A 13560-nucleotide genomic window follows, 5' to 3' on the forward strand; every position below is an offset into this window, starting at 1 on the left:
CTTAATTTTGAGAGAGATAAAAAATGAAAGCATTGAACAAAACCATGCTGTTAGGTGCATTCAGTGGTCTAGTGATGTCGATGTCATTGAGTCATGCTGCTGAAATTGAAACAACCACTGCACAAGAACAGGAAATTCATTTTCCAGAGGTCAGTGACAGTTACTTAAAACAAGTCAAACGCTATGAATATGATGATGTGGCGCGTTTAGATGTTGGACTGAATAAAGACCAATTCCGTCATTTATTGGGCAATCCACAGTTTAATGAAGGTTTATTCATCAATAAAACGTGGAATTATGTGTTAGATATTCGCCAACCAAATAGTCAGGATTATTTGCGTTGCCAATTACGCGTTGACTTTGACAAACTCAGTAATCGAAAAGCCACTGCGCAAAACGTGTATTGGAAAGGTGAAGCCTGTCAGGGTTTGATGGCTTTTGGTGCAAATAACCAAGCCCCGAAAGATGCACAAATCACAGATCGTTCTGCCAGCGTATTCTTTGCCTTTGACCGTTACCATGCCAATGCAATTGAACAGGGTGCAGGTATTGTCACAGAGATTGCGCAACGCATTCAACAAAGCCCAAGTACAGGCCCAGTCGTGGTATCAGGTTTTGCTGACCCTTTAGGCAAGTTTGCCCATAACCAGCAATTGTCATCACAACGTGCCAATACGGTTGCTAAATTGTTGGTGAGTGCAGGCATTGCCCCAAATCGGATTCAGATTCAGGCAAATAGCCAAACTGATTTATATCAGCAATGCGCGGGAACTCGTGCCACAGTACAAACGGTGAACTGCTTAGCACCTAATCGCCGTGTAAATGTGGTGTGGTAAAGCTACAATTCTTACTTTAACCTCTTTGCAGCTGGCTGTACCAGCTAGCTGTTTTACAAAATAAATGACTTGGACCATTAACATGTTAAAACAACTTTCCTGCTTTGCGCTTGCTAGTGCATGTGCTTTATCTACTCAAGCATTTGATAAAACCCAAGTTGATTTGAAAAAAGATTTTTTTGGGACATGGACGGTTTACAATACAAAAACGAAATGTACAGAAAGCTATCAATTCACTCAGCCTGCACAAGTAATCTATAGCGCGAAACAGAAAAAAATGTCAGGCGAGTTTGCCATTGTGCGCAACCAAGATCCTAAAATTTTAGATATCTTTGCCATGAATGTCAGTAAAGATAATAAAAAAGCTGGCTGCAACGGTCAGCCAACTGATTTTACTAAAGCGCAAATCCGTTTAAGCTTGAAATGGATTTCAGCAAAAACTGCAGAATTGTGTACCGACTTGGAAGGCAAACAATGTCTGGGGCTTTATTTTATTAAACAAATGTAAGCAGAAAATTTAAAAGACTTCTTCGGAAGTCTTTTTTATCACATCTTTTCTTGAAATTATTGATAAACAATCTCAAAATGGTGGACTATTAATCACAAGTCAAGTTCTCAAGAAATTATGATTTGAACAGTTTCAAGATCCTTCAATTGCAGATGCAGTCATGGATCGGATTTTACATAGATCGTATGAACAGGCTTTGTTGCATAAAGGTTTGAAAGGCTGAGCTACGCTAAGTGATCCAAATTTAAGTGGCAACTTGGGTATGAGGGCGACCTAGCTCTGTGAATTTATTCAAGACTGCTATGCGTACATGAATCTCATTCACCTGACTAGGCAAACTCCTTGCTGTTAATTTATCCCCTAATAATTTGATGCAATGCATCTTGGTTTCCACCAAACTTCGCCGATGATAGCCTGACCATTTTTTCCATAGTGTTCTGCCTAAACGTTTAACTGTTCGAAGTAATTCATTTCGCTCCTGAGAATGTGATTTTGTATCTTTTCAAGGTCTTGCATTTTTTCTAGGAGGAATCACTGCATGCGCTTGTCGATCTGCAATGACTTGACGGCATCTTTTTGTGTCATAAGCTCCATCGGTATAAACAGAGTCTATTTGCTCATCCAATGGAATCTGATCAAGTAAAGTAAGCGTCCGCTGAACCCCATGCCTATTTTTTAATTTGAGTTGGATTTCCAGCGATGTGGCAGTAATTCTTCTATTTGGGTCGCTTTATGCGTCGGCAGCCTTTTCAGCACATCACTTAAATAGGCATACGGATCCAGCCCATTCAGCTTTGCTGACTGGATTAAAGTCATGATATTGGCTGCTCGTTGGCCACTGCGCAGCGAACCTGCAAATAGCCAGTTCTTTCGTCCCAAGGCCCAGGGGCGCATTGAGTTCTCTGCCCAGTTATTGTCAATGGGTAGATTGCCATCATCCAGATAGCGGCTTAAGGCTGGCCAACGCTTCAGACTGTAATTGATGGCCTTGGCGGTTGGAGAACTCGATGGCACCGTCAGATAATGTTGGTTGAGCCATTCATACAGTTGTTGCATCACCGGTTGGCTGTGCTGTTGTCGGTATTCGCGGCGGTGTTCTGCTGTACTATCGGTCTTTTTCCTGAGTTCGGCTTCTATCGCATACAGTTTCTGAATCATCAGTAATGCCTGTTCAGCGATCTGACTTTTCCCAGTCACATGTAGCTCATGGAATTTACGACGTGCATGCGCCATGCAGCCCACCTCAATGACATCGCCTGATTTAAAGCGTGCTTTATAACCACTGTAATCATCACAGACCAGATGGCCCTGCCAGCCATTCAGGAACTCTTCTGCATGCTGACCTGAACGGCTATCCTGAAAGTCATAGATCACCGCTTGAACTGGATTGTACTGTGTAGTGGCATAGGCCCAGACATAACCTTTCTTCGGTTTTTTCTCATCATCACCCATCCGCATGATGGTGACCGGCGTTTCATCGGCATGGATCACCCGCTGTTGCAGCACCACCTGTTTTAAGGCATTGGCCAGAGGTTCCAGTTCCACACCGCAGCGACCAATCCAGTCAGATAAAGTAGATCTGGACAGATCAATGCCCGCCCGCTGATAGATCAGGCGCTGACGGTACAGCGGCAAATGATCGGCATACTTCGATACCAGCACATGGCTGAGCAGTTCAGGTGAAGCAATGCCTTTATCAATCACATAGGCGGGCATCGCTTGCTGAGTCAGGGTGTCACACTGATCACAGACCCATTTGCCACGCACATGCTGTTCCTTATAGAACTGTGCCGGTCTGAAATGCAGTTTTTCACTGATATCTTCGCCGATACGACGTAACTGGCAGCCACAACTGCATTGGGTTGATGCAGGTTCATGCTCAATACGGATGGTGTGTAAATGATCCGGCAGCAGTCGACGTTTAGGTTTGTTGACTGTGGCTTTCTCTGTCGCTGCATCGGTTTTATCTGCATTCAGCCGCTCCAGTTCCAAATCAACTGCTGCGATATCCTCTTCAACCGCTTCGTCCCACAGATGGATTTGTTTTGCGGTGAGATGTTCGTTTTTACTGCCAAATTTGTGCTGTTTAAATAGTGCGAGCTCATGCTCGTATTTTTGCGTGAGAATGGAAAGATGTTGAACTTTGGCATCCAATTGCTGGTTTGATTTTTCTAATTCTTGATTTGATTGTGCCAGAGACTGATGCTGCATTGCCAACTGTCTGGTAAATTCCAGCAGTTGTTCATGGGTCAGTTGGCTTAAGTCTGGCAGCGTATTCATGACCGCAGTATGCCTGAGGTCATGACGCAGAGGAAATAGAACGTTTGGAGAATAGCAGAATGGACCAGTTTAGAGCATCGTCACCACCTGCTGTCGTCCAATGCGCTGCCAAGGTAAACCCTGGATCAGTGCCTGTAACTGTTCCGGACTGATCGCCATGCTTTCACCCTGGTGAACCTGCGCCCAGTGGAATTTTCCCTGTTCCAGCCGCCGGGCACACAGCCAGATGCCCAGTCCATCATGTACCAGCACTTTCATGCGATGGCCACGTTTATTACAGAACAGGTAAGCACAATGCGGTTTAATGTAGCCAAAGGCTCTCACCACCTGAGCCATGATAGTATCCATCCCTGCTCGCATATCCAGAGGTTGGGTAGAAAGCCAGATTTCATCAATGCGGATCATGTTGCAAGTGCCTTGAGTAATTCTGCTAAAGCAGATATTTCTGATACTTGCCATTTCAAGCCAATTTCTGCTTTTGAGTGGGGTAAAGTAATTTGAACCGTTAACATGTCAGTAGGAGTAGGATCTAATGGTGCAGAGCAAGATAAGGCAATAAATGCAGGTTTATTCGGTAGTGGTGAGCGATCATTCCCTGGCTTACCATCAATTAAGCGAATCCATTTGGATACAAGATTTGTATTCAATCCATGTTGCAAAGCGACCGAAGCAATTGAAACGTCCGGTGCTTTACAAGCCTGAACGATCTGCTGTTTAAATTCAGCACTGTATGTTCTTCGTTTTTTCGCAAGAGATGCGATGGATGTCTGGTGATTTGTAGTCATAAATTTTAGTCCCCACTTGTTTTTAAGTGGGGACTAAATTAAGGCTTATAGGATGAATTCATAAGGTGTGTTCAGCGGACGCTTACCAAGTAAATCACCAAGCACCTGTGAATCACTGACATTATTGGTTGTAAGCTGAACTGCTCGTATTTGTAGGGTTTTAGCATCTATACCAATATGAAGTTTACGCCATTGGCGACGATATTCAGGTCCATGTTTCTTGCGCTTCCATTCGCCCTCACCTAGAAACTTCATGCCTGTAGAGTCCATGAGTAGATGCAGCCCATCGCTACTTTTTTGGTAGTTGATTACAATATCAATATGCTTTTGTCTTCTACAAAGCGTGGTGTAATCTGGTGCGGTCCAATTTAATCCGCAAAGTTTAATCAGACTTTGCACAAAGCCAGTGACTATACGTAAAGATAGACGGAATAAGGATTTAATCATTAAACAGCATTGAATAGCCGTATCGGCGTAAGTTTGATTTCGACCTTGCTTGTTTTGTGGTTGTGCATACCACTGAGTGTTTGGATCAAACCAAATGGAAATGTTGCCCCGATTAATGAGAGCGCGATTATAGGAAGACCAGTTGGTTGTGCGGTAGATTTTGTGTGTAGGCTTCTTCATTTGAAAATTATATCGCTGAAAAAGCCTTTACAGATAGGTTTGTGCAACAAAGCCCTCTGGAAATAAAGTCACACTTTGAATGTGTATTATTTAATTAAAACCAGTATAAAATCTTTCAATCAACTGCCGTGTCTTGACCAGCAAGTTAGTGAAGACATTATCCCGTTCAAAAAGTTTTACTTTATAGTTTGGCAAGTCTTTCAATTCTTCTTTACGTGGAAAACGGTTCGTATATTCATAGTGTTCAAGAACTTCTTTCATCACTTCAGGCTTTAGATTTTCCTGTTCACAAAGCTGCTGGTAAGCCCGTTCTTTTTCGATATCCCAAAAATGTGCAAAGGCATCTTGAACGCTCTGTCCATTGATCATCTTCGGTATGTTTTCTTCAATGAATTTTTGAATGAGGTCTTGCTTATCGTGCAAACTAATATCGCTACTGATTAAATCGTAAATTTGCGCTTGGTACTTCTGACGCTTGTCCTCTGAGTCTGTATCCACGACTAGTTGTAGGAGGTTGATGATATAACCAACATTAATGCGGTCACTGTGCAGTAAATCCAGTTGAAAATCGACATCATCTAGCACCGATACTTTTTCTTTCTTGGTGGTCTTTCTAACGGCACGGCATAAGTCAGCATACTTAGAAGCGAAGTTCGCGAAGTGCTGCTTATCCAGTTGTGTTTGGTCTTGATCGTACTCAATAAAAGTTTGTAATTGCGCGTTATAGCGCATCACTTCACGGAAAGCTTTAATAAATTCCAGTTGCTGTTCTTCAGTAACAAGATCATCGACTGATTGGTAATTGGGCGTTAAGGCAAACAGTTTGCTCACCGCCGCTTGGTAATCCTGTTCGATTTCCGCATAGCTTGGAACAAGGACGATCTGGGTCGTTTCTTTATTGGAAAATAGTGCCAGCGCCTCATCTGTGGCGCGTTTCAGATTGCGGAAACAGATGATATTGCCAAATGGTTTTTTATCGTTATAGACACGATTGGTACGAGAGAATGCCTGAATTAAGCCATGATATTTTAGGTTTTTATCGACATACAAGGTATTTAGCGGCTTAGAGTCAAAGCCCGTGAGGAACATATTGACCACGATTAGAATATCAATCTGTCTGTTTTTTACGCGCTGTGCAATGTCGCGGTAGTACGCATAAAATTGATCACCAGAATTGTAGTTAGTTTTGAACTGTCGGTTGTAATTGGCAATGTATCGATCTAGCTTATCCCGACTGGATGAATTGACCTGACTTGGAATATCTGCGGCTTCTTCGTGAATCAAGCCAGTTAAGTCATCAGTCGGTACAGCCTCATTTGCCGCATAGGAAAAGATGGTGGCAATGGTCAACGGTTTAAATATCCGACCTTGTGCTTCATCTTCAATTTGCTTTTCAGCCTGCACCTTTTCAAAGAGGTCGTAATATTGGGTCAGTGTTTCGACCGAACTGACACAGAACATTGCGGTAAATTCACGATTACGGGTTTTGGTATCGTGAATATTGACAATGTAGCGAGCAATCATTTCTAGGCGTTGTGGGTTGTCATACAGTTCTTTGGTATCGATGCCTTCTACATCTTCCTCATAACTTTCATTCGTCGCCATGCCTTTGGCGGTGTATTTGCCACGATAATCAATCTGGAACTGCAAGACATTACGGTCACGGATGGCATCGACAATCACGTATTTATGCAAACACTCATTAAACAGGTAGTCTGTGGTGAGTTTTAAACCTGCTTTGCTTTGGCTGTTCTTTTCAAAAATAGGCGTACCGGTAAAACCAAACATTTGTGCATTGCTGAAGAATTTTTTGATGTTCTGATGGGTCTCACCAAATTGGCTACGGTGACACTCATCAAAAATAAAGACTACTTTTTTATTTTTAAGATAATCAATCGATTCTAAATAACGGTCGGTGCTGATGGCCCGATTGAGTTTTTGAATGGTGGTCACAATCAGTTTGTCATGACGTTGATCCAGCTGTTTCACCAAGGTCGATGTGTTATCTGTGCTGTCGACGCTGTCGGCTTTAAAAGCATTAAATTCGCGTGAGGTTTGCGTATCGAGGTCGTTACGATCGACCACAAACAGAACTTTTTCCACATTAGGCATTTGCATGATGATCTGACTGGCTTTAAATGAGGTCAGGGTTTTGCCTGAACCTGTAGTGTGCCAAATATAGCCGTTCTGATCGGAGTTTTGCACATGCTCCACAATTTTCTGTACTGCATAAATCTGATAGGGACGCAGCACCATCAGGCTTTTGGTGGTTTCTAGCAGCACCATGTACTGAGTCAGCATTTGGGTCAGATGCTGCTGATTGAAAAAAGCTTCGGCAAAGTCGACAATTTCATTGATGTGTTTGTTATGGACATCCGCCCATGGAAAGGCAAACTCGATGCCTGTGGTGCCGTTGGAGTAATAACGAGTATTGGCACCATTACTAATCACAAACAACTGGATAAAGCCAAACAGCCCTTGCCCTGCCCAATAGGCTTCACGAATATAGCGTTGCGTTTGATTAAAGGCTTCGGCAATTTCCATGCCGCGTTTTTTCAGCTCGATCTGTACCAAAGGCAAACCATTGACCAGTAAGGTCACATCAAAACGGCTGGTACGGCCATTATAGTCGCGGTGATCGATGGTGATTTGATTGGTCACCTGATAGATGTTCTTGCTTGGGTCATCCGAGAGAAAAAAGATGTGTTTGCTGCTCCCGTCATCAAATTTGACTGGGAACAGATCACGCAGATTCTTGGCGCGTTCAAACACGGTGCCCGTGTTTAAAAAACTGATGATTTGTTTCCATTCCGTTTCTGACAGTGGCGCAAGTCCATTGGCACGTTCGACTTGGTTTTTTAGGTTAGACAGTAGTTGGCTTTCGTCCTTGATGGTCACCGCAGCATAACCCAATTGCTTGAGCTGGCTAATCAGTTCATTTTCAAGTTGATATTCGCTTTGTACTGTCATTTCACCCTCTACTCTCTAAATTCTTATTCGCTTTATATTCAATATACTGATTTATCTTAAAGTTTTTTCAATCACATCTAACAAACTTGCTTTCTCCACAATCAAATCTCGAATCGCTTCAAAATTATTTTCAGGTGCACGCCAATAGATACATAACCAGCGTTCAGCACCACCTTTATATTTTTCAATTTTCCAGTTGAGGTAGCGTGAATCATCGTTGCATTTCAAAATAGAAAATGCTTGCTCCTCTAATTCTTCTGGTAAATTCAAAATATAAGTATTCACCCCAAAGATTGTCTCGCCTTGATTTTCATAAATGTATAAAGTGTTATTTGTCAGGTTATTCCACGCATCGTTATAAAAACGAATCCCTCCCCATGATTCATATTTGTTTCTAGAGATATAACCATCAATGGATTGATTAAGAAGCTGACTGATACTATCGACAACTTCTTGAATAGTATTAGTTTTCAACTTTTGTAACTCTTGTATTTCTTGATAATGATCAAAAATAAATTGGATACGGTTCATATCTAGTTTCTGTGTACGATAATAACTTTCAAGATGCAGCAAAAACTCACGTGCAAACAAATTCCATTTATTCATGGGATTCGCCATCATTTGTTCTGCAAGGTAAGGTCGGACAGCATTCACCAATTGTTGGTAGGAAATACCGTGCCAATTTTTGGCTTCACTTTTACCAGAGATGCTGAGTATCAAGCCAAGGATAGCTTTGCCTTTTGAGCGTGTTTGAGCATATTTCACATAGTCATCAAATGGATTGTTTTGATGATGATAAATTTTAGCTTCCAGTAAAATGAGATACGTGTCGGTATCAATCATTAGGTCGATACGATTACTGTTATGTGTAACGCATTCTCGCTCCAAATTTTCCACTTGACCTAGACTAGAATTCTCTAGGGCGCTCATTCCTACAACAACATCACTAAAGCCTTTCCAGAACACCTCTCCCAACTCATGGGATTCTTGAGGGTTTAAGAAAAATTCAAGCAATTCAGTGGTGGGATTTTCGTAATAGCTACGAATCGCAGTATCGAAAAAAGTTTTTTCTCGCGGTATCGCTTTAAACTTTTTTGCAGAATCTAAAAGTTGTGTGAAATGTTCAAAAGGTGATGTTGCTAAATTCACTATATCCCCCTACACAAACATCTGCTGCAACAAGCCTTTTTTCCAAGTTTTGGCTTGTTCAATTTGCTGTACTACAACTTCAATTTTTTGGTCAATGCTAGATAGAAAATTAGCGATTTTGGTTTGTTCTTTTAGACAAGGAACTTTAATTTCTACTTTCCCAATATTCGTTTTGGATATACCCAAAACTGAAATACCTGTTGCTAATTTTTTAATTTGCTCACGCACTTCAAAAGTTTGCATTAAATAACCACAAAAACCTAAAGCAAACGGCTGCACTGGCCTAGCAATGTAGGTATGTAATCCTGCAACCACTTTCTGATTGTTTAAGTGAATAATTTCTAAAGCTTTACCAATATCTTTATAGTCTTCTGAAGCATCAGCTATAACTAAATCACCTACCTGCAAAAACTGATCTTCGGCAAATTTATTTGTATTCACTTCACTACTTAGAAATGGCACAACCTCCTTACTGATATCAAATAAGGTAGAGAATTTAGTATGAATATCTCCATAATGGATATTCATTATTTCACCTTGTTCGGATAATAAAGCTCTTGAATATGAGTTTGTTTGATGAAATTTAAATTTGTCTGAAAACTTAACTTTCTTCCACTCCCCAAACTCACTCCCATCATCCGCTTTAAAACGAATCTGCTGACTAAACAACTTCTGCATCATGCCTTGTTTATATTGGCTCAGCAGTTCATGTTTTTGCGTGAGTTGGCTGATCTTTTCATCCACGTTCGATAGAAAAGAGGCTATTTTGGTTTGTTCTGTAAATTCGGGGATAAAAATATTAACTTTTTTTATCATTCCTCCAGTTACAAGGGGTTGTCCTGTCCCAAATACAAGTCTATTCAGATTAAATTTTATCAGTAGTTCTCGTAAATAATCTAAACTCGTATCATCTGATACAGTGAGTCTCAGAGTGTTATCTGATACAGAATATTTTCCATCTATTTGATATAAAGATCCTGCATTCGCACCAACACGTGCAATTAAAATTGATTTTCCTTCATAGTCAAAAATATCTTTATAACCAATCACACCTGTTGAACCATAAAAAGGGAATTCTCCAGTATCGCCTTTCTCTTCCGATTTTCCTGACTGAATAGAAAACCCTTTCAGTTTCTCAAAAGTTGTATTTGTATAGTCTGCATCAAACTCTTTAAATCGTAACTTAGGCACAGCCATTACTTCACCTCCGCAAATGGTGAAACAATGCCTAGCTCATTACAGAAATCTGCAATGATGGCATCAGTTTTTTGGCTGTCGTGTTCCAAAGCTTGAAGCTGCTTTGCAATCGCATCTAAATCAATCTCGGCTTCCGCTTCAAAGGTATCCACATAACGAGGAATATTCAGGTTGTAATCGTTATCTTTCACTTCTTGTAAAGTTGCGACATGCGCATACTTTTCAATATTTTCACGCTTTTCAAATGCCGCAACAATCTTATCCAAATGCTCAGGCAATAACTTGTTTTGGTTCTTCTGCTTTTCAAAATCATTGCTGGCATCAATAAACAGAATATTGCTGCTATTCTCACGGTTTTTCTTCAGCACCAAAATACAGGTCGGAATAGACGTGCCATAGAATATATTGGCGGGTAAACCAATAATGGCATCCACCACGTTCATCTGCTCAATCAAATACTGACGAATCACGCCTTCACTTGAACCACGGAACAATACGCCATGCGGTAACACCACCGCCATGGTGCCATTGTCATCCAGTTGATACAGCATGTGCTGTACAAAAGCCATATCGGCTTTAGAACTTGGCGCCAATTTGCCATAAGCAGCAAAGCGTTCATCTTGTAAAAATAACGGATCGGCTGACCATTTTGCAGAAAATGGCGGATTCGCCACCACCGCATCAAACTTTTTATCTAAATGCTGCGGACGGGTCAAAGTATTTTCCTGCTTGATGTCGAACTTGGCAAAATGCACGTCATGCAGAATCATGTTCATGCGCGCCAAGTTGTAGGTGGTACGGTTCATCTCCTGACCGTAAATCATATCGACATCTTTAACTTCACGTTTTACCCGTAGCAATAACGAACCCGAACCACAAGTCGGGTCATAGACTGAACGTAAACGGTCTTTGCCTTGGGTGACAATCTTCGCCAGTAAGGTCGATACCGTTTGCGGCGTATAGAATTCCCCCGCTTTTTTGCCCGCGCCTGAGGCAAATTCACCAATCAGGTACTCGTAAGCATCACCCAGTACATCGGCTTCGGTATTACTAATATCAAAATCAATATCATCTAAATGACTCAGGACTTTCGCCACCAGTGCATTACGGTCACTGGCATTATTGCCAAGCTTGGTCGAGTTTAGATCCAAATCTTCAAACAGGTTGGCAAAGTCATCGGCAGAGTCGGTGCCTAACGTGCTTTGTTCAATTGATTTTAAGGTTGCCGTTAAATCATCCAGAATGAATTCGCCCTGACGACCACGCTCGGCTAAGGTATGGAATAGCTGTTTGGGTGTGAGCGCATAACCGACTTCGGCAATGGCATTCTTTTTAATTTCTTCGATGTACGGCACATGCTCAGCATTATTTTCATCTAATTCTAAAAAGCTGACTTCTTCGCCATCCAGCAATTCATTAGCAAAATTAACCGATTTTTCTGATAAATATTTAAAGAAAATAAAACCCAGAATGTAATCACGGAATTCATCGGCGCCCATGGTGCCGCGCAAAGTATTGGCAATATTCCAAAGTTGTTTTTGTAATTGTTGCAGTTGTACTTGGGTCATTGTTATGCATGTCCGATGAAATGAATAAAACATGACTAGTTTACCGAAAATTAAAGTTTTTTCAGCAAAATTGGAAATAGAAAGACAAAATTTGTCGCACTAAATGCATATCAATAATATTGATATACAAGGTTTTATTTGGATTTTAAAAGATTAACAGGTTCAAGTATCATAATTTAAATTAAGGCCCATATCAAAATTACAGATGCTTAGAAAAATATTTATAAGCAAAATAAATAAAAAGGCGGTTTGTTAAAGTTGGTCATATTCAGCATCAATATACGCATTAATTAATGTCCAATGGCTTTGTTGCACAAAGATTTAAAAGATAACACTCTGCTCATTTGAACAGAATTCAAGTGACAACTTGGGTATGAGGACGACCTAATTCGTTTTAGGAGTAGGTTTATTCATTTTGAAATTATAGGACTGAATAAACCTTATAGGCTAGGTTTGTGCAACAAAGCCAGTGTTGAGTGAATAGTAAATGTAATTATCTGGAAATATATAGTAATCGCTAACTAATAATATGGATTCTATCTACTGTTTTATATTTTTAAAAGAGTATAACAATATTTATAAGTAAGCGCTTATATATAAGCAGTGCTATTTTGCGTTGTAAAGCGCTAGATTTAATTTTATTTTCAGCGTGAGTGTTTCTTTATAAAAATTTTTTTAACGTAATTAGCGCGCAAATTAGAAGCAGGAAAATAGTGTTTTTGACATAGGCAAAAATAAAGGGAGTTTGACACTCCCTTTTTACCGCTTTTTTCTATTACTTTTCACTTGGAAAGAGATCAGCTTTCATCTTGGCTAAAATTAGCGACTGCTCATTTGGAATTAGCTTATTTCCTTCTTTTGTTGCAATTTTCAATAGGGGGAACATTTGGAGCATCTGTCCCGCCTGCGCTCGCGCTGTACCTTCTGAGTAATGTGTATTCAACAGGTTGTTATATAGATTGCCACCTTTACCAGTTGTAATATAACCATCTGTAATAATCGTCTCAAATGCGATTCTCATGACCTTATTTAAGTTTCCACCGTTCTTGAAATAGGTGAACAAGATAATGACCTTCTCAGCTACTTTCTTTTGAACTGTCTCAACATTACCTCGTGTACCAATTACCGTCGGTTGGTTGTTCAGGATACGTAACAGGTTTTCTTGTTTTTCTTTAAGCTTGTCATTTGGTAAATCAATATCACTCGCTTCAAGAAGAATCATGTCTGCACTACCGCCTAGACGGTCTAAGAGAACTTCTGACTTCTTGGAGTTGTAGTGTGTCACACGTTGCTGTGTAGATTTAGGTTTCTCTTTTGCAGCTTTATTTTCTGTTGTCACTTTCTGAGGTGCGCTATTTTGCTTTTCTGGAACAATTGGCTGTTTTGTTTCTTCTGCTTCAAGATTTAAATCAAGTTCTTCCTCGTTAATCAGATCGTCAAACGCGCCATTATTTAAGTTGTCCAATAACTCAACATCATGCAACTCTTCATCGACTAGCTTTTCATCTTGAACAGCAGCAGATTCGGCTGTTGGCTCTAAAGCCATGTCGAGTTCTGATTCATCAATATCAAGTTGATCAAAAAGATTAGATATAAGTAATTCATCATCTTTTACTTGATTAGTAGCTTTTGCGTTCATA

Annotated in this window: 9 protein-coding genes and 4 pseudogenes; 2 read left to right on the top strand and 11 right to left on the bottom strand. The window is 40.5% G+C overall.

Features of this window, described 5'->3' with window-relative positions:
- Window positions 1–74: 74 nt before the first annotated feature.
- Window positions 75–836, top strand: a complete 762-nt coding sequence (tpgA, locus tag AC52J8_RS18740) for a trimeric autotransporter adhesin/peptidogylcan-associated protein TpgA (protein WP_372531762.1) — start codon at window positions 75–77, stop codon at window positions 834–836.
- Between the two features lie 82 nt (window positions 837–918).
- A complete protein-coding gene (locus AC52J8_RS18745; RefSeq protein WP_097355462.1) occupies window positions 919–1344 on the top strand; it encodes a hypothetical protein in 426 nt (141 codons plus the stop codon).
- A gap of 244 nt (window positions 1345–1588) precedes the next feature.
- On the opposite strand, the pseudogene AC52J8_RS18750 reads toward AC52J8_RS18745, so the two are convergent.
- From AC52J8_RS18750 to AC52J8_RS18800, 11 genes and pseudogenes are all read right to left on the bottom strand, one after another.
- Window positions 1589–1993, bottom strand: a pseudogene (locus tag AC52J8_RS18750) (IS5 family transposase); the annotation flags it as partial.
- Between the two features lie 26 nt (window positions 1994–2019).
- Window positions 2020–3624 carry an IS66 family transposase gene (gene tnpC, locus AC52J8_RS18755; RefSeq protein WP_130120076.1) on the bottom strand — a complete coding sequence of 535 codons (1605 nt, stop codon included), beginning with the start codon at window positions 3622–3624 and terminating at the stop codon, window positions 2020–2022.
- Window positions 3625–3693: 69 nt separating this feature from the next.
- Entirely contained in the window at window positions 3694–4029 is a 336-nt protein-coding gene (gene tnpB, locus AC52J8_RS18760; RefSeq protein WP_004691519.1) for an IS66 family insertion sequence element accessory protein TnpB, read from the bottom strand.
- The gene (gene tnpA / locus AC52J8_RS18765) at window positions 4026–4409 is read right to left on the bottom strand and encodes an IS66-like element accessory protein TnpA (RefSeq protein ID WP_004762545.1); all 384 of its coding nucleotides are present in this window, start codon (window positions 4407–4409) and stop codon (window positions 4026–4028) included. Before tnpA ends, tnpB begins: the two co-directional genes overlap by 4 nt.
- A 69-nt stretch (window positions 4410–4478) precedes the next feature.
- Window positions 4479–5036: pseudogene (locus tag AC52J8_RS18770) on the bottom strand (IS5 family transposase); the annotation flags it as partial.
- Window positions 5037–5126: 90 nt separating this feature from the next.
- On the bottom strand, window positions 5127–8006 hold the full coding sequence (locus AC52J8_RS18775; protein ID WP_130120067.1) for a type I restriction endonuclease subunit R: 2880 nt from the start codon (window positions 8004–8006) through the stop codon (window positions 5127–5129).
- Window positions 8007–8057: 51 nt separating this feature from the next.
- Entirely contained in the window at window positions 8058–9155 is a 1098-nt protein-coding gene (locus tag AC52J8_RS18780; RefSeq protein ID WP_130120065.1) for a PD-(D/E)XK nuclease family protein, read from the bottom strand.
- A 9-nt stretch (window positions 9156–9164) separates the two neighbouring features.
- Window positions 9165–9938: pseudogene (locus AC52J8_RS18785) on the bottom strand (restriction endonuclease subunit S); the annotation flags it as partial.
- A pseudogene (locus AC52J8_RS18790) lies at window positions 9927–10352 on the bottom strand (restriction endonuclease subunit S); the annotation flags it as partial. The pseudogenes AC52J8_RS18790 and AC52J8_RS18785, both read right to left, overlap by 12 nt.
- A complete protein-coding gene (locus AC52J8_RS18795) occupies window positions 10352–11920 on the bottom strand; it encodes a type I restriction-modification system subunit M (RefSeq protein WP_130120061.1) in 1569 nt (522 codons plus the stop codon). The pseudogene AC52J8_RS18790 and the gene AC52J8_RS18795, both read right to left, overlap by 1 nt.
- A 775-nt stretch (window positions 11921–12695) precedes the next feature.
- Entirely contained in the window at window positions 12696–13559 is an 864-nt protein-coding gene (locus tag AC52J8_RS18800; protein WP_130120059.1) for a hypothetical protein, read from the bottom strand.
- Window position 13560: the final 1 nt, after the last annotated feature.

It is taken from the genome of Acinetobacter sp. S-1, assembly GCF_059579785.1.

Bases quoted from the DNA above. Each gene is read 5' to 3' on its own strand.
- tpgA (WP_372531762.1), top strand. From the start codon at position 75: ATGTCGATGTCATTGAGTCATGCTGCTGAAATTGAAACAACCACTGCA.
- AC52J8_RS18745 (WP_097355462.1), top strand. From the start codon at position 919: ATGTTAAAACAACTTTCCTGCTTTGCGCTTGCTAGTGCATGTGCTTTA.
- tnpC (WP_130120076.1), bottom strand. From the start codon at position 3,624: ATGAATACGCTGCCAGACTTAAGCCAACTGACCCATGAACAACTGCTG.
- tnpB (WP_004691519.1), bottom strand. From the start codon at position 4,029: ATGATCCGCATTGATGAAATCTGGCTTTCTACCCAACCTCTGGATATG.
- tnpA (WP_004762545.1), bottom strand. From the start codon at position 4,409: ATGACTACAAATCACCAGACATCCATCGCATCTCTTGCGAAAAAACGA.
- AC52J8_RS18775 (WP_130120067.1), bottom strand. From the start codon at position 8,006: ATGACAGTACAAAGCGAATATCAACTTGAAAATGAACTGATTAGCCAG.
- AC52J8_RS18795 (WP_130120061.1), bottom strand. From the start codon at position 11,920: ATGACCCAAGTACAACTGCAACAATTACAAAAACAACTTTGGAATATT.
- AC52J8_RS18800 (WP_130120059.1), bottom strand. From the start codon at position 13,559: ATGAACGCAAAAGCTACTAATCAAGTAAAAGATGATGAATTACTTATA.